This is a genomic window from Marinomonas sp. (assembly GCF_965225885.1).
Lineage (GTDB): Bacteria > Pseudomonadota > Gammaproteobacteria > Pseudomonadales > Marinomonadaceae > Marinomonas.
This window is the reverse complement of the sequence record NZ_OZ245329.1, coordinates 2,421,786-2,437,958: the sequence shown is the minus strand read 5'-3', so window position 1 is coordinate 2,437,958 and position 16,173 is coordinate 2,421,786. Positions and strand designations below refer to the sequence as shown.

The 16,173-nt window shown below is 44.4% G+C and carries 16 protein-coding genes; 11 read left to right on the top strand and 5 right to left on the bottom strand.

Annotated elements, in window-relative coordinates; genetic code table 11:
- Positions 1-643: 643 nt before the first annotated feature.
- The 5 genes from ACO05V_RS11505 to xdhA form a co-directional block, all read right to left on the bottom strand.
- Complete coding sequence (locus tag ACO05V_RS11505) at positions 644-1,855, bottom strand: IS256 family transposase (protein ID WP_338269659.1); 1,212 nt, start codon at positions 1,853-1,855, stop codon at positions 644-646.
- 107 nt (positions 1,856-1,962) lie between these two features.
- The gene (locus tag ACO05V_RS11500) at positions 1,963-2,196 is read right to left on the bottom strand and encodes a ribbon-helix-helix domain-containing protein (RefSeq protein ID WP_421851261.1); all 234 of its coding nucleotides are present in this window, start codon (positions 2,194-2,196) and stop codon (positions 1,963-1,965) included.
- Positions 2,197-2,512: 316 nt separating this feature from the next.
- Positions 2,513-3,379: a xanthine dehydrogenase accessory protein XdhC gene (gene xdhC / locus ACO05V_RS11495; RefSeq protein ID WP_421851258.1), complete on the bottom strand. Its 867-nt coding sequence runs from the start codon at positions 3,377-3,379 to the stop codon at positions 2,513-2,515.
- Complete coding sequence (gene xdhB, locus ACO05V_RS11490; protein WP_421851255.1) at positions 3,376-5,742, bottom strand: xanthine dehydrogenase molybdopterin binding subunit; 2,367 nt, start codon at positions 5,740-5,742, stop codon at positions 3,376-3,378. Before xdhB ends, xdhC begins: the two co-directional genes overlap by 4 nt.
- Complete coding sequence (xdhA, locus tag ACO05V_RS11485) at positions 5,735-7,258, bottom strand: xanthine dehydrogenase small subunit (protein ID WP_421851252.1); 1,524 nt, start codon at positions 7,256-7,258, stop codon at positions 5,735-5,737. Before xdhA ends, xdhB begins: the two co-directional genes overlap by 8 nt.
- 245 nt (positions 7,259-7,503) lie before the next feature.
- On the opposite strand from xdhA, the gene ACO05V_RS11480 reads away from it, so the two are divergent.
- From ACO05V_RS11480 to ACO05V_RS11430, 11 genes are all read left to right on the top strand, one after another.
- Positions 7,504-7,806: a cupin domain-containing protein gene (locus ACO05V_RS11480; protein ID WP_421851249.1), complete on the top strand. Its 303-nt coding sequence runs from the start codon at positions 7,504-7,506 to the stop codon at positions 7,804-7,806.
- 111 nt (positions 7,807-7,917) lie between these two features.
- The gene (locus tag ACO05V_RS11475) at positions 7,918-8,169 is read left to right on the top strand and encodes a type II toxin-antitoxin system Phd/YefM family antitoxin (RefSeq protein ID WP_219703656.1); all 252 of its coding nucleotides are present in this window, start codon (positions 7,918-7,920) and stop codon (positions 8,167-8,169) included.
- Positions 8,159-8,446 carry a type II toxin-antitoxin system RelE family toxin gene (locus ACO05V_RS11470; RefSeq protein WP_421851246.1) on the top strand — a complete coding sequence of 96 codons (288 nt, stop codon included), beginning with the start codon at positions 8,159-8,161 and terminating at the stop codon, positions 8,444-8,446. Before ACO05V_RS11475 ends, ACO05V_RS11470 begins: the two co-directional genes overlap by 11 nt.
- 113 nt (positions 8,447-8,559) lie before the next feature.
- Positions 8,560-9,438, top strand: a complete 879-nt coding sequence (locus tag ACO05V_RS11465) for a transglutaminase-like domain-containing protein (protein WP_421851243.1) — start codon at positions 8,560-8,562, stop codon at positions 9,436-9,438.
- Between the two features lie 234 nt (positions 9,439-9,672).
- Positions 9,673-10,161: a DUF2127 domain-containing protein gene (locus tag ACO05V_RS11460; protein WP_421851240.1), complete on the top strand. Its 489-nt coding sequence runs from the start codon at positions 9,673-9,675 to the stop codon at positions 10,159-10,161.
- 284 nt (positions 10,162-10,445) lie between these two features.
- Positions 10,446-11,441, top strand: a complete 996-nt coding sequence (locus ACO05V_RS11455) for an ABC transporter substrate-binding protein (RefSeq protein WP_421851237.1) — start codon at positions 10,446-10,448, stop codon at positions 11,439-11,441.
- A gap of 4 nt (positions 11,442-11,445) precedes the next feature.
- Positions 11,446-12,270 (top strand): ABC transporter ATP-binding protein, encoded by an 825-nt coding sequence (locus ACO05V_RS11450; protein ID WP_421851234.1) that lies wholly within the window; start codon positions 11,446-11,448, stop codon positions 12,268-12,270.
- The gene (locus ACO05V_RS11445; protein ID WP_421851230.1) at positions 12,248-13,039 is read left to right on the top strand and encodes an ABC transporter permease; all 792 of its coding nucleotides are present in this window, start codon (positions 12,248-12,250) and stop codon (positions 13,037-13,039) included. The genes ACO05V_RS11450 and ACO05V_RS11445 overlap by 23 nt, the downstream gene beginning before the upstream one ends.
- 86 nt (positions 13,040-13,125) lie before the next feature.
- Positions 13,126-13,602 carry a nucleoside deaminase gene (locus tag ACO05V_RS11440; protein WP_421851227.1) on the top strand — a complete coding sequence of 159 codons (477 nt, stop codon included), beginning with the start codon at positions 13,126-13,128 and terminating at the stop codon, positions 13,600-13,602.
- A 35-nt stretch (positions 13,603-13,637) separates the two neighbouring features.
- Positions 13,638-15,005 carry a guanine deaminase gene (guaD, locus tag ACO05V_RS11435; protein WP_421851224.1) on the top strand — a complete coding sequence of 456 codons (1,368 nt, stop codon included), beginning with the start codon at positions 13,638-13,640 and terminating at the stop codon, positions 15,003-15,005.
- Positions 15,006-15,161: 156 nt separating this feature from the next.
- A complete protein-coding gene (locus tag ACO05V_RS11430) occupies positions 15,162-16,148 on the top strand; it encodes an isopenicillin N synthase family dioxygenase (RefSeq protein WP_421851221.1) in 987 nt (328 codons plus the stop codon).
- Positions 16,149-16,173: the final 25 nt, after the last annotated feature.

The window sequence follows — 16,173 nt, the reverse complement described above, 5'->3', positions numbered from 1 at the left end:
CGGCTATAACCCACTGTTGAACGGTTGCGTTGTCTATATAGGGGATTTGCTTTTTTCATGGTGGGACATCCCTGTAAAATAACTCGCTTAATACCAAAGTCTGTTTAGTCTATGCCGCTTCAGATCGTCTTTGATCGCCGCTATGTTGGTTCATAATAAACCCTTTTGTAGCGTGATTTGACTTGTGAGGCAAGCGATTCCCTCAGGCCTTTTGACCTGATCTGTTTTTATACGCTGATCTCACTAAGTGCTAACGCTAACTGCCATTGTCCCATGGCAGTATGATGCGAAGCCGCTCTGTCACTTTACTCCCAGAGACATCGCCAAGATAAACAAAAGAAAGCTTCGCTTTCGCGGCACTTTTAAAATATATAAAAATCCGCTTCGCTTATATGCCCTACAAGGTGAGTTGGGATGCAAGGTATTTTGATGATTGATGCGGAGCAAGGCGAACACCAAGAGCGAGGTCAAACGGCAATCTAAAACAGTAACGTCGAGCGGTGATGTTTGGTTTGCTCGCGTCTCCAACGGAGATCAGGGTCAAAGCCCTTTTCAATGAAGGCTTGTTGTTTCCGATAGTAGGTTACAGGAAAAGGGGTTCTACCCTTTGGGGACCCTGTAACAGATTCTGTGTAACTACCATTTAGTTAAGGTGCTTTTCGAGTCGCTCCTCGAACTCAATAATAAATCGACTCATCGCTTGGCGCCAGTTTTGAATGGGCATTGTCCATTTTTTACTGGCCTCTCTAATGGCAAGATAAACCATTTTCCTCGCAGAATCGTCGCTTGGGAAGACTTTACGTTTTTTAATGGCTCTACGGATGACACTGTTCAGTGATTCAATAGCGTTCGTTGTGTAGATCGCTTTGCGGATATCGTCAGGGTAACTAAACAGTGTATTAAGATTATGCCAGTGATTGCGCCACGATTTGGTGATTTGCGGGTATTGATCGTCCCAGACGCCTGCGAAACGATCTAACTCCAACAAGGCTTCTTCTTCCGTTGCAGAGCGGTAAACTTGCTTTAAGTCCGCCGTCACCGCTTTGTAGTCTTTCCATGATACATACTTCAATGAGTTGCGTACCATATGCACGATACACAGTTGAATGCTGGTTTGTGGGAAAACGGCATTGATGGCTTCTGGGAAGCCTTTTAGACCATCAACACAAGCGATGAGAATATCTTCTACACCACGCTGCTGAAGCTCAGTGAGGACGTTTAGCCAGAACTTAGCCCCTTCGTTCTCAGCAATCCACATGCCCATGAGTTCTTTATGACCGTCGGTGTTGATACCGAGTGCCAAGAAAATCGATTTATTGATAACACGCTTATCTTGGCGGATTTTCAACACAATACAATCAAGATACACAATGGGATAGATGGCATCCAAGGGGCGTGCTTGCCATTCAGTTACTTGCTCGATCACCGCGTTGGTAACACGTGATACCAGTGTCGGAGATATCTCAGCACCGTACCATTCATCGAAGGCATTGACGATGTCTCGGGTGCTCATACCTTGCGCGTAGAGCCATAGGATTTTATCGTCCATGGAAGTAAAGCGGGATTGGTGCTTTTTGACCAGCTTTGGTTCAAAAGAACCTTCGCGGTCACGAGGCGTATCCAGTTCAAACTCACCATCTTCCGTCTTAATACGCTTACTGTTCTTACCATTACGACTGTTGGTTGACGAGGATTTTTGATGTCTCTCGTAACCCAGATGCTCATCCATCTCTGCATTCAAGGCCGCCTCAACGGTAATCTTCTTCAGCATTTGGCTAAATTCGTTAAGATCCTCAGGCGTTTTAATGCCTTTGGCGGCTTCTTTTGCGAAGGCTTCCAGTTCTTTTTGGTTCATTTGCATCTACCTATCCTTAATTCTCTATAGAATATGTTGTGATAGGTAGTTACACAAAATTAGTTACAGTCTCCCTTTGGGTTATTGAAGCACTCTCGATAAAGATTTTATATTTTGCCAATAATTTCTAATTCACTTTGAAAGTCTTCATAAGATATTTCTTGCTCACTTGAACGTTCAGATATGGCAGCTAGGTCTTCTTGATCTTCTCTCATAAGCAAACGGATCGCTTCATCAATTAGTTCTGAAATTGAAACATCTGATGATGCCGCTCGCATTTTTAACGCTTTGAGGGTATCTGGTTCAAAGAAAACGGTTGAACGCTTTGATAAATTACTCATTTTATCCCTCAACTATTGTTATGAAGTCATAACATTGTAGCGCTATAACGTTAAAGCACCAAAGTAATAACCCCTCCCTCGCCCTTCCCTTGGAAGACATAAGGGGAGGGAATAATTACGTTGTCGGGCTAAAGCCGCGACCTACAAAAAAATTTAAATCAACAACTTACAAGGTTGATGCGGAGCAAGGCTAACGCCAAGAGCGAGGTCAAAAGACTTTAACCGCCGCTAAACAAGCTAGAATTGAAAAATGACATTCCTCCGAGGTAGGCGGTACTTTTCTTTAAAAATACAGCGAGGGAGGAATGTCATTTCTTCAAGTCTCTGCGACTGTACTACTTAAAGCGTTGTTGATTTCTTTCCAGGTAAGCCCACTGACCTTTTTCGTTGGTGTTTTTGTTTGGGTGATTTGTATGATTTGCCCGGCGATGGAGATGGCGATTTCGAAGGGTTTCTTGCCTGCGATTTCGTTTAGTCCCACCGGGCAGTGAACCGAGTCGATTTCCGCTTGGCTAAAGGAAGCGCTGACGAGGCGTTTTTTGAAGCGCAGGGCTTTGGTTTTCGAGCCGATTAAGCCGATGAATCGGCAGTCTTTTCGATCTAGCAAAGCTTCCACTAGTTGGTAATCCAACGAGTGATCGTGGGTCATGACCAAGGCGATTTCGTTATGACTCATGTGGTCTATGTGTTCCAACATAGATTCATACAGAAACGGTGTGACGTTACTCGGTAAGCCTTTGAGATTCTGGTCTTGAGCGAGATTCTCACGGCTGTCGACCCAAGAGATTTTCGCCTGCATATTCCCCAATACATTGACCAAGGTGGTTGCCACGTGCCCCATTCCAAAGATGGTGATTTTCGTCGCAGGTTCTGGGAAATATTCCAGCAACACGCTAACCGTACCGCCGCAACATTGGTTGGTTTTGGCGGCGAGCGGAAAGTTTTCCAACACATGAGAAGGCGAAGATGCATCTTGCAACATGGCTCGGGCTTTTTGGCAGACAGCGTATTCCAGCTGTCCGCCGCCGATGGTGTCGAAGCTGTGTTCCTCGGTAATGATCACCTTGCTGGATGATTCCCTAGGCGCAGAACCTTGGGTGCCAATCACAGTGGCGATCACCCAAGCTTGCCCTGCTTTTTCAACTTCCTGTAAAGCATGAACCCAACTCATGGAAGACATCATAGGCTGGCTTCCTTATCTACTTCTACCTTGACTCCAGCTTTATGATTTTGCGCCGCTTGCATGGCGTAATACACCGCTTCTGGCGTGGCTGGCACGGCCAATGGTGGCGAGAATGTATGATCCGCAACCGAAGCACAGGCGTCTTTTAACGCACACCATACTGAAATCCCTAACATCAATGGAGGTTCACCCACGGCTTTTGAGCGATAAACCGATTCTTCGCTGTTAGCGCGATCAAACAGTTTGACGGTGAATTTTTCTGGAATATCCGCCGAGGTTGGAATTTTATAATTCGCAGGGCTGTTGGTGGTGATGCGGCCTTTTTCATCCCAGCTTAATTCTTCTGAAGTGAGCCAACCCATGCCCTGTACAAACGCGCCTTCGATTTGGCCGATGTCGATGTCCGCGTTAATCGAGTCTCCTACATCGTGCAAGATATCAACCTGCGTGACCTTGTATTCGCCGGTAAAAGTATCGACGATCACTTCCGCCACTGCGGCGCCATTGGCAAAGTACAAAAATGGTCGGCCTTTGGCCGCTTTGCGGTCGTAACCGATTTTTGGTGTTTTATAAAACCCAGTAGACGACAAAGACACGCGGTTCATGTACGCCAGTTTGATGAATTCAGGAAAGCTCATTGTGTCGCTGCCTAGAATCACTTGATCGTCTTCAATGGCAAAGGCGTCGGTAGCGATACCGAAATGCTCCATGGCGAATTCTTGCAAACGACCTTTGATCGTCATTGCTGCGTCTAGTGCCGCCATGCCGTTCAAATCGGTTCCCGCTGATGCCGCGGTTGGTGACGCGTTTGGCACTTTATCGGTACGAGTAGAACCAACATTGACACGTTGGTAATCAATACCAAAGGCTTTGGCAACGATCTGCGCTACCTTAGTATAAAGCCCCTGCCCCATTTCCGTTCCGCCGTGGCTAACATGCACACTGCCGTCGGTGTAAATATGCAGCAAGGCGCCACCTTGGTTTAGGTGTTTCGAGGTAAAGGAAATACCAAATTTCACCGGCGTTAATGCAAGGCCTTTTTTCAAGAACGGGTTCTGCTTGTTGAAGGCGTTAATCGCTTCACGACGAGCTCGATAATCTGAGCTGGTTTCCAGCTCTTCAATCAATGTCAGCAACACATCGTCATCGACTTTTTGCCCATACGGCGTAGTGTCTTTACCCGTTTGATAACAATTTAGTTTGCGAATATCTAAGGCATCTTTGCCAACCGCGCAGGCGATTTCCTCAATGACGTTTTCCGCTAAGATCACGCCTTTTGGCCCACCAAAACCACGAAATGCGGTATTGGAAACCGTGTGGGTTTTACCGCGATAACCGCTGATACGAGCATTCGGCAGGAAGTAAGCATTGTCTGCGTGGAACATGGCGCGGTCGACCACGCCGTCCGACAAATCAGCGGTACAACCACATTTTCCGACCATATCGTATTCTGCCGCGAGGATCTCCCCCGCATCAGAAAAGCCCACTTGGTAGCTATTCCAGAAATCATGACGTTTACCGGTTTGCACCATGTCATCTTGACGCGGCATGCGATATTTCACCGGACAGCGATTACGTACGGCAAGCACTGCCGCCATACAGCCCAGCACCGCCGCTTGCGATTCTTTGCCGCCAAAGCCTCCGCCCATGCGTCGCACTTCGACAAGAACCTGTGCCACTGGTAAACCAAGCACGCGCGCCACCAGCTTTTGCACTTCCGCAGGATGCTGAGACGAAGCGAACACTTGAACGCCGCCATCTTCATTAGGAACGGCAACACTGATCTGCCCTTCCAAATAAAAATGCTCTTGACCTTTGATGTACATATCGGATTTAAGCTTATTAGGCGCGGTTTCTAGTGAGCCTTTAGCATCGCCACAGCTAATGGTGTGAGTCGGTAAAACAAATTCTTGGCGCTCTAACGATTGGCGAGGATGCAAGGTCGCTTCTCGCGGTTTGTATTCAATCTCCGCCAGCGCAACCGCTTGTTTCGCAGCACGTAAACTGGTAGCCGCGACAGCAAAAATAGATTGGCCAATGAAATGTACAAAATCGCCAGCCAGCAGCAAGTCACCACTCAAAACAGGCGACACATCAATTTCGCCGGGAATATCTGCCTGAACGATTACATCCACCACGCCTGGATAAGCACGAACTTTATCCAAATTGATCGACACAATATCTGCATAAGCTTCGGTCGATAATCCCGTCGCCACATGCAATTCATTTGGCCATTCAGGCATATCGTCGATGTAAACTGCTTGGCCTGTCACGTGTTTAATAGCCGATTCATGAACGGGCAACAGTCTATTATTAGCAGCGTTTTTTGCGCCTAAAGTAAAATCTTGTGGAAGTTTACGCATGATTGCTTGCCTCCGAACCAGTCGATAAAATTGAGTCCCTGACAGCATGACCAGAGAAAGTCACCACATCGGTGCCGTTCAGTTCCAGCCACGTTTTGCGGATCAGGTTACAGGCCATATCCAATCGATAATTTGAGCTGGCTCGCATGTCACTCATTGGCGTTAATTCACTGCGCAATGCTTCGATGGATTGGTTTAACGCTTGCTCATCATTGATCAGTTTACCTGTCAACACGGCTTCGGCTTTTAATCCGCGAATCGGCGTGGCTGCCATGCCACCAAATGCCAAACGCACGTCAGTTAACGTTCCATTTTTCTCTTCAAAACGAACCGCCAACATGACACTGGAAATATCGTCTTCCATGCGTTTCGAGACTTTATAAAAACGATGGAATTGCGCGAGCTTATCGAGAGATACGTCAAACGAGGCGATCATCTCATCTTTCGCTAATTGCGTTTGTTTGTAGCCTTGGTAAAAATCCGCGATATTCACCACTCTTGTGCTGCCGTCGTTTTTCAGCAATTGAATGTCTGCATCAAACGCCAATAGTAAAGGCGGTAAATCGGCAATTGGTGAGGCGTTCGCGACGTTGCCGCCAATCGTGCCGCGGTTACGAATTTGTCTAGAGGCAATGCGACTTAGCAAAGCATTCATCTGCGGATAAAGCGTCTTGCTGAAATCTTCCAACTCGCTGTAAGTCACCGAGGCGCCGATGGTCAAGGATGTTTCACCAATGTGTAAATGTTTTAGCTCGGCCACGCGAGATACATCGATCAAGGTGTCAAAATCACGATAGCGTTGAGTGTTCTCTAGCATCAAGTCTGTGCCACCAGCGATCAAAACGGCCTCTGGATTGGATTTCAATGCGTGCGCGAGTTGATCTAAATCGGTTGGTTGTAAATAGTTGCTGCTGTCATGTGGTTCTGTTTGTAAACCTTCAAGCTGAGTTTTGATACTGTCGTTTTTACTCATCAGCTCGACATAAGGTGTTTCGTCGGACTCTTTAACCATTTCTTTTCTAGTCATGTACTCTTTAACCATGGACAATCCCGCATCAATGATCGGGCGATAGCCCGTGCAACGACATAAGTTACCAGAGATCGCATCGCACACCGCTTCACGATCAATTGGTTGTTCGCTGCTCTGTTTATTTTCATAAAGCCCCGCCAATGACAACACAAAACCTGGCGTACAAAAACCGCACTGAGAACCATGAGATTCCACCATGGCTTGCTGCGCTGGGTGCAATTCGCCTGTCTTCGATAAATACTCAACCGAGACAACATGCTTTCCAGTCAAAGACTGCATCGGCGTAATGCACGCATTCAAAGTCGAATACGTCAGCTTACCGTCTTCCAATGCACCAACAAGAAGCGTACATGCACCACAATCGCCTGATGCACAGCCTTCTTTTGTCCCCGTTAATCCACGCTTCTCTCTTAGGTAACGCAAAGCGGTAAAGTCGCTAGGGAGCGTGTTATCTTCGATGAGCTCATCGTTTAGTATAAATTTCAAAGCGCTCTCCTTATTGAATGGGTTTCTATAATACTAGTTGAAATGCAAAAACCTGACCAATCGTACAAAGTTTTAATTAAAAACTAATAATGTCCCCTGAACAATCAATTTTGCAACGCTAAACACACTATATCCAACCGAAACATATATTGAACGCTCAAAAAAGGTTTACCACCCTAGAAATATTTGCAAATGAGTTTTATTATCATTAACTAAATTTAAGCAAGTAACCCAAGGTGGACATGATGAATAAACTTAATATTACAGAACAATTTACGCTGCTATCAGAAGAATGGGCACCAAAAGTCATTGCACAATGTAATGGACAGTCGATTCGAATTCTAAAAGGAACAGGAGAATTGGGTTGGCATAAGCATGAAGACGACGAAAAAGTCATCGTCGTTTTTAAAGGCCAACTCACATTAAAACTCAAATCATCAAACGACGTTGTCCTTGATGCAGGTGAAATGTATGTGATGCCAAAAGGTGTTGATCACTGCCCAGTGGCACAACCCGACACACACTTTATGATGATTGAGCCATCTTAGTCTGCACTCCAAGGTGAGCATCAAATATAAAACCAGGGCGATAAAGATATAGCACTGTTAAAAATTTAGGTCTAAAATAAGACTTAAATTTAGTACTTAATTGAGGTTCCTATGAGACAAGTCTTAGCCAATTACACAGCCAGTATTTCTGAATTAAAGAAAAACCCAACGGCTTTACTTAACGAATCTGGTGGTTCTGCTATCGCCATTTTAAACCACAATAAGCCAGCGGCTTACCTCGTTCCTGCTGAGGCCTATGAGCTTTTAATGGAGATGGCCGATGATATTGAACTAGCAAAATTGGTTGAGGCTCGCCGTACTGATTTATCCAAAGCCATCGAAGTGAGTTTAGATGACTTATAAGTTAAAATTTCTTCCTGCTGCTCTAAAAGAATGGCGGAAATTAGCACCAAACATTCAAACACAGTTTAAAAAGAAGCTAGCAGAGCGACTAGACAACCCGCATGTTCCTGCCTCAAAGCTGCGCGGCTATGATTCTGTCTATAAAATAAAACTAAGAACCTCAGGCTACCGCCTAGCTTATGAAGTCATTGATAATGAAATCGTCATCTATGTACTGGCAATTGGCAAACGAGACAAAGACGCGGTGTATAAAAAACTCGCTTCTCGGGCTGGTTGATACAACTTGTGTAATTCATAGAATGTAAAAAAATGGTCATAAGATAAAGGATAACTTTATGAAGCTGGTACATTATACAAATTCAACAGATGCTATAAATGGAATTCTTAAAAATGGATTATTATCGTAGCAGTAGTGAATTTACTGATCTAAAACATTACAAAGACCTTCTTCTTAACTGCCCAAATCAGCTTGATAAAATTTGTGCCTTGGCGCAAAACCTTTTAATACATGCCTATTGGCTAGATAAATATCAATATTCTGTTTCTGAATCCGTAAAACACCAAGAAATGCAGTTGAGGACAATTGCTGATGTTCTTGATCTAGCAACTTCAAAGAGCAAAAGCATTTTAGAGCCATCAAGAACTCCACCCCAAAAGGTCATCAGTATCTGCCGAGATTTTTCATTGTTGGTTTGCTCTATCCTCAGGGCTAAAGAAATTCCAGCAAGACTAAGATGTGGGTTTGCTACTTATTTGACTCCCGACCACTTCGAAGATCATTGGGTTTGTGAATATTGGAACAAAGAAACCGCAAGTTGGATTAAAGTCGATGCTCAGCTTGATGCAATACATTTGGAATACTTAGAAATTGACTTCGACACATGCAATGTACCAAACGATAAATTTTTGTTCGCCGGTGAAGCGTGGGAACTTTGTCGTAGTGGTAAAGAGAATCCAGCGAATTTTGGCATCCAAGGGCTGACAGGGCTTTCTTTCATCAAAGCCAATGTAATCCGTGACTTATTTGCATTAAGAAAAATTGAGCTGCTGCCTTGGGACATAGGCTGGGGAATTCTTAATGGCTCATTAGTAGAAATACCGGACGCAACAGAAATGTTATTTTTAGATGAGATTGCAGTAATAAGTAGAGCCTCAGATGAAATCCAAGCAATGAATGCGATTGAAAGCAAACAGCTTAAATTGCCAAATCACTGGGAATGGTCTCAAAGCCCAACCATAGGGCAGTTAATAAATAGTTCCAATACATAGAATAAGCTATTCCCTCTCAGTGGCTAGGGGAGAGAGACCAAAGGACACCTTTCAATTTACCGAAAATATTATTTATTTTTCAACAATCTATTGGCTTTATACTGGTATAACTAAGCATGCGCTTTAGTATCAACACTAAAACTCAGATCACAAAAGCTTACCGTATAGAAGCGATGTATTTTTGCTTCTAAAGACATGCTATACACAAACTATTTGGCTTATTAAGAGGTCGAGATGACATCATCAAAAAATGGGCTGAAAGCCGTCGCAGTCATAGAAGCGCTGAAAGGGTTAATGTCTCTTGTGGTGGGGTTAGGAATCCATGTATTAGCTGGGCAAAACTTACAAAAAATGGCTGAATCCATCGTCAATCACGCACATTTAAACCCTGCCAGCCATTTTCCAAGTATTTTCATCCATGCAGCGAGTTCCATTACAGACAGTAATATCAGCCTTATTGCTATTGGCGCTCTCGCTTATTCACTGATTCGGTTCGTTGAAGCGTATGGCTTATGGAAAGCGTTTGTTTGGACTGAATGGTTTGCCTTGGTATCGGGAGCCATCTATTTACCATTTGAAATCTATGAAATTATTTTTCATCCACACATTTTGACTATCTGCGTATTTTTGTTAAATGTCATAGTGGTTTGCTACATGGCGAGCGTGCTTTATAGTAAACGAAAAAAAGAAATGGCATCGCTGCTGATCCACAAAATTTCATAAAACTCGATTTGATATCTATTCTCTATTTCCAAGCAAACGACCTTTAGTCCCTCACCTACTGTTACATCCTACACTACTTTTAACGCACCATTTTGTTTCATCTTCTCTATTCAAATCCTTTTCTGTCTTATCACCCAAAGTCTTCTACTTTACTTTTTAATATTAAATTCAAACACTTAAAGAAATATTTCCAGTTCCACACAAACATGGAACAAATGTTGCTAAATACTAAAAACATGAAACAAGTGGGTCTTTAGTCCTTATTAATTGTATGGAGCATGTTTATGAAAGCGGCAAAGAAAACAGCAATTCGATTGACTCTTTTAGCCAGTCTCATCTCAAGCACGTCTGTCATGGCGGCAGATCAGGTGACATTTCAATTAGATTGGTTACCAGGTGGCGATAAAGCGCCTGTCTATGTGGGTATTCAACAAGGTTTCTTTGCTGACGAAGATTTAGAAGTCAAAATCGCCAGCGGTCGCGGTTCTACCGATGCGTTGACGAAGATGGCAACAGGCCAGTCTGATATTGGCAGTTCTGATATTGGCGCTTTGATGGCAGCGAAAGCGCAGGACAATGTCCCTGTTATGGCGGTTTATCCTTACTTCACGCAAGCTCCTCACGCTTTCTTTGTGCTGAAAAGCAGTGGTATTAAATCCATTAAAGATTTGAAAGGCAAAAAAGTCGCGACCTCTCCTTTCACCTCATCTAATGCGTTCTTACCTTTGGTATTGAAACAAAACGGTTTGAGCGAAAGCGATATTAAATTAGTAAAATCCGATCCGGGTGCGCTGGCACCAATGATGATTACCGGCAGTACAGACGCCATTATTGCTTGGGTGACCAACACGGCACTTTATGACGCGCAAGCAAAAGGCGCAGGCAAAGAACTGATCGAAATGCCTTGGTCAAATTCTGGTTTGTCACTTTATAGTTCCTCTGTTTTAGCGTCTGAACGCTTTTTAGAAGAACGTCCAGATGTGGCAAAACGCTTCATAAAGGCTTTTGCGAAATCCATTGAGTTTACTTATGCCAACCCAGATCAAGCCGGTGCCGACCTACACAAAATGGTGCCAGAAGTGGATGCCAGCATTGTTTCTGCACAAATTAAGAGCATTCACAATTTGGTGTACAACGATGTCACCACAAAAGATGGCTTTGGTAATTTCACCGACGAACGCATTCAAAAAACCTGGGAATACGTGGCGGAAGCAAGCGGTTTAACTGTTGATGCTATCGATCCAAAAACCGCAGTAAACAGCAGCTTTAAACCGGAGTAACGGTATGGAAGATAAAAGCCAAATGGAAGACAAAAGCTCTGTTGAAAACAACGCTAAAGCGGCCTACGTCAGCATGAAAAACGTGGGTCATAAATATGACCCACGTCCAGAAACGCCAATGGTAGTGCAAGGTATTAATCTCGACATTCACCGTCACGAATTCGTGGCAGTGGTTGGCCCTTCTGGTTGCGGTAAATCAACGCTGTTGCGCATGGTGGCGGGGTTGTTAATTCCGTCTCATGGTGAAGTGTCGGTATTCAATCTGCCAGTCACCGAACCTCGTGATGACGTGGGCATCGTTTTTCAAAAGGCCAATTTATTGCCTTGGTTAACCGTTCGTAAAAACGTGTTATTCCCGCTAAAACACAAATACGGCAGTTATTCCCCCAGCGATGAAAAACGCGCAAACGAGTTACTGGAAATGGCGGGGCTAACCCAGTTTGCTGACAAGATGCCAGACGAGTTGTCTGGTGGCATGCAACAACGTGTGGGCATTATTCGCGCATTGTTGCTCAACCCAGACATTCTATTGATGGACGAACCTTTCTCGGCATTAGATGCGTTGACCCGTGAGCAAATCGGTTTTGATCTACTGGATATTTGGAAGAAGAATCCAAAAACCGTGTTATTTATCACCCACTCCATTAGTGAAGCCGTGTTGTTGTCTGATCGCATTTTGGTGATGAGCAAACGCCCCGGCACGGTTCTGGATTTGATCGAGGTGGATTTACCGCGTCCGCGTTCGTCAAAAACCATTAATTCCCCTCGTTTTGCTGAGCTAACCGATTTAATTAGAGGCTATATTTATGAACCCAACGTACCAGCCTAAATCTTGGCTTACACAGCAGGCAAACCGTTTCGCGCCTGGCTTGTTCTTTATCGGCCTTGTGCTGTTATGGGAATTAATCTGTCGTTTCGGCAATGTGCCAAACTATATTCTGCCTTCTCCATCCGCTATTTTTATGGCCTTTTTTGATGTGGAGTTTTCTCGCTGGTTAACGCATCTTTGGGCGACCTTACGAGTGGCTTTGATGGGCTTTGCCTTATCTATCGTGATTGCGATTCCGCTGTCGATTGGCATGATGCGCTCTGAATTGATGAACCGTGTGCTTTATCCTGCTTTGATCGTGATTCAATCGACACCTGTGGTGGCAGTTGCGCCTTTGATCATTGTATTGCTTGGAACAGACGATCCCTCTCGCGTGCTGATCACTTGCTTGATCACCTTCTTTCCTCTTGTTGTATCAACCACAACGGGCATGTTGGAAACACCGCCAGAAATGATCGAGCTCAGCCAATCTTTGCGTGCTCCGCGTTATCGTGAAACTTGGCAGATTCGCATTCCTTATGCGATTCCACACATTTTCAGTGGCCTTCGAGTGTCTATTACCTTGGCGATTATCGGTGCCGTGGTGGCGGAGTTCGTCGCAGCAGAAGAAGGATTGGGCTATTTTATTCAGTTCTCCACCTCTTTCTTTAAAATCCCCCAAGCCTTTGCAGGGCTGATTTTCTTGTCGGTTATCAGTTTGTTACTGTTTAAATCGATCCAGTGGATTCAGGCGTGGTGGTTTCCGTGGAGCCTTCCTAAAAAGAAATAGTCTAAGAAAAAATAGCTAAAAAGAAATAACTTACGATTATTGCGCTCTTAAATACTGCGTTAAAAATCTTAATAACAGAGACAAGTATGAAGTTAAATACTAAAGACACCGAATTTTTACGCCAAAGCTTTGCCCTAGCGGATGAAGCCAAACAACAAGGCATCCACCCTTTTGCGGCGATCTTAGTCGACGATGAAGACAATGTACTGATGACGCAAGTAAACGGCTACTTGCCTGATTTCGATATGACAGGTCATGCAGAGCGCAAGTTAATGACGCGCGCCAGCAAAGCCTATCGCCCAGATTTTATGGCAAAATGCACCATGTATGTTTCCGCCGAGCCTTGCGCTATGTGTGCAGGCTCTGCTTATTGGGCAGGATTAGGACGCCTTGTGTATGGATTGAGCGAAGACAGCTTGAAACAGATCACTGGGAATCACCCAGAAAACCCAACCTTGGCTTTGCCTTGTCGTACCGTATTTGAATCGGGACAACGAAAAGTGGAAGTGATTGGGCCTTGCCTTGAAGAAGAGGCAGCCAAATTGCATGAAGGCGTTTGGTAAAGATTTTTTAGAAAAATGCGTATAGAGAAAACCTAATGACAAATTATTCACTAGTGTTCAAAGGAACGGCTTTTACTAGTAAAAACTCAAAAGACATTCTTGTTTTAAAAGAACACCTTTTTTGTATTAACGAAAATGGAATGATTGAAAAAGTCATTTCACCGGAAGACACTGACTATCAAACGGTTCTAGATAGCCATCAGGATAAACCGTATTTTCATCAATTAAAAAAAGGCCAATATCTACTGCCCGGCTTTGTTGATCTTCATGTTCATGCGCCGCAATGGGCTCAGTCTGGAACAGCATTAGATTTGCCACTTTACGACTGGTTGAACACTTATACATTCCCAATTGAATCCAAGTTTTCCGATTTAGATTTCGCCAAAGAAGTCTATGAAGATGTAGTCCGCACATTACTGGCAAACGGCACGACGACCGCTCTGTATTTTGCCACCATTCATAAAGACGCCAGCTTATTGCTTGCTGAAATCTGCGCCCAAAAAGGACAGCGAGGTTTAGTCGGTAAAGTGGTTATGGATGACCCAGAACAAAATCCATCTTTTTATCGTGACGCCGATACAAAAACGGCCCTTGCAGAAACAGAAGCATTTATTGTCGCGGTGAAAGAGCTCGCAAAGTCCACTAAGCAAGGCGTTTATCCAGTTGTCACCCCGCGTTTTATTCCAAGCTGTACCGATGCGGCTTTGAAGGGATTAGGCGAACTGGCTGCTAAGTACGACACACACATTCAATCCCATTGCAGTGAAAGTGATTGGGCTCACAGCCATGTACAGGAAAGATTTAACAAGAATGATGCCTTTGCGTTAAATGACTTTGGCTTATTAAGCGACAAATCCGTAATGGCCCATTGTAATTTTCTAGACACAGATGACGTTCATTTGTTTTCCAAAACTGGCACAGCCGTTGGACATTGTCCGATTTCGAATGCCTATTTTGCCAACAGTGTTATTCCCATCGTGCACATTCATTCACAAGGCGTTGATGTGGGATTAGGCTCAGACCTATCCGGTGGTTTTTCACCAAGCCTTTTCGATAACGCAAGGCAGTCGGTTATGTCATCAAGAATGCTAGAAGACGGCGTTAACCCGAATATCCCAGCGGATCAACGAGGGCTGCCATCTTCAAGAATAACCATCAATGAAGCTTTCTACTTTGCCACAGCAGGCGGCGGCAAAAGCTTAAGCTTACCCATCGGTCGTTTAGAGGAAAATTTCACATGGGATGTTCAAATTATCGATTCAACATTATCGTCAGCCAAGCTGCCTATTTTTGACGCAAATGAAGACTTAAACGATACATTCCAAAAAATAATGTACCTCGCTCGACCGGAAAACATCCAAGAAGTATGGGTTCAAGGTGAAAAAGTTCATACACGGCAATGATAATTTTCGAGATAAGATTAAAATCGGAATGTAAAAAGTAAATAAACAGGAGTAGAAGCTGTCAGGCGCATAACCTTTATGCGCCAGGTCATTGCTCCATTTTCCACTAGGCAAAAGTGTCTAGTTATTTTTAACCTAGGAGAATGGGAGAAAACCATGACTAATTCATATTCACTTGAAGAACTGCAACGTGAAACCACTTTTGGCGGTGCCGGTGAAGACACCAACGACCGAGAAATTCGCATCATTGATATGAGCGATTTTGAGAATCGTCGCGAAGAAATCCGTGAGCAACTTTGGCTCGCCGCGACCGAAATTGGTTTTTTTCAATTAAGTAACCACGGCATTGATCCCAAAGAAATCAAAGCCGCATTCAGCGAATCCGAACGTTTCTTTAATCTTCCAGAAAGCATTAAAGGAAAATACCCTCGACCAAAAAGCGTCAATGCGGGTTGGGAAAGTCGCAGCCAGATCCGCCCTTCCACTGGCACAAAAGACCAAAAAGAATCCTATCAAATCACTCAATACCACATGGATAATTTGTGGCCGACTGAAGAAGAGTTGCCAAACTTTCAAGCCAATACGCTGCGTTTTGAAAAACAATGCTGGGAAGTGGGCATGAAGGTATTGTCTTGCTTTGCTGACAAACTAGGCTTTGATCGAGACTTCTTTAGCAAAGCCCACGACTCGAGCCAACCTGACTACCAAAGCACCTTACGTTTGTTGCACTACTACGCAACTGAAGGCGTCACCGAACAAGGTAATATGTGGCGTGCTGGCGCCCATACGGATTTCGATTGTTTAACTCTTTTATTTCAACACGAAGGCCACGGTGGTTTACAAGTTTGCCCCGGTGCCGAAGCAGAAACGCAACGCTGGACCAGCATCCCGCCCCTTGGTGGTGTCATTACCTGCAATATCGGCGATATGCTCATGCGTTGGAGCGACGACCAACTGAAATCCAACCTGCATAGAGTTCGGCAGCCACGAATCGACGAATACTGCGGCAGCCGTCATTCCATCGCCTTTTTCTGCCAAGCCAATAAAACACAGATTATTCAAGGTCCGGCTAAACGGTATCAACCTATCAGCGCAGCGGATTTTCTGACTCAACGTATTCAGGCTAATTTTGTAGATAAATAATCTTTCATACTACGCAAAGAAAACC

Bases quoted from the DNA above. Each gene is read 5' to 3' on its own strand.
- xdhC (WP_421851258.1), bottom strand. From the start codon at position 3,379: ATGATGTCTTCCATGAGTTGGGTTCATGCTTTACAGGAAGTTGAAAAA.
- ACO05V_RS11465 (WP_421851243.1), top strand. From the start codon at position 8,560: ATGGATTATTATCGTAGCAGTAGTGAATTTACTGATCTAAAACATTAC.
- xdhB (WP_421851255.1), bottom strand. From the start codon at position 5,742: ATGCGTAAACTTCCACAAGATTTTACTTTAGGCGCAAAAAACGCTGCT.
- ACO05V_RS11470 (WP_421851246.1), top strand. From the start codon at position 8,159: ATGACTTATAAGTTAAAATTTCTTCCTGCTGCTCTAAAAGAATGGCGG.
- ACO05V_RS11445 (WP_421851230.1), top strand. From the start codon at position 12,248: ATGAACCCAACGTACCAGCCTAAATCTTGGCTTACACAGCAGGCAAAC.
- ACO05V_RS11505 (WP_338269659.1), bottom strand. From the start codon at position 1,855: ATGAACCAAAAAGAACTGGAAGCCTTCGCAAAAGAAGCCGCCAAAGGC.
- ACO05V_RS11480 (WP_421851249.1), top strand. From the start codon at position 7,504: ATGAATAAACTTAATATTACAGAACAATTTACGCTGCTATCAGAAGAA.
- ACO05V_RS11455 (WP_421851237.1), top strand. From the start codon at position 10,446: ATGAAAGCGGCAAAGAAAACAGCAATTCGATTGACTCTTTTAGCCAGT.
- ACO05V_RS11460 (WP_421851240.1), top strand. From the start codon at position 9,673: ATGACATCATCAAAAAATGGGCTGAAAGCCGTCGCAGTCATAGAAGCG.
- ACO05V_RS11430 (WP_421851221.1), top strand. From the start codon at position 15,162: ATGACTAATTCATATTCACTTGAAGAACTGCAACGTGAAACCACTTTT.
- ACO05V_RS11440 (WP_421851227.1), top strand. From the start codon at position 13,126: ATGAAGTTAAATACTAAAGACACCGAATTTTTACGCCAAAGCTTTGCC.
- guaD (WP_421851224.1), top strand. From the start codon at position 13,638: ATGACAAATTATTCACTAGTGTTCAAAGGAACGGCTTTTACTAGTAAA.
- ACO05V_RS11475 (WP_219703656.1), top strand. From the start codon at position 7,918: ATGAGACAAGTCTTAGCCAATTACACAGCCAGTATTTCTGAATTAAAG.
- ACO05V_RS11500 (WP_421851261.1), bottom strand. From the start codon at position 2,196: ATGAGTAATTTATCAAAGCGTTCAACCGTTTTCTTTGAACCAGATACC.
- ACO05V_RS11450 (WP_421851234.1), top strand. From the start codon at position 11,446: ATGGAAGATAAAAGCCAAATGGAAGACAAAAGCTCTGTTGAAAACAAC.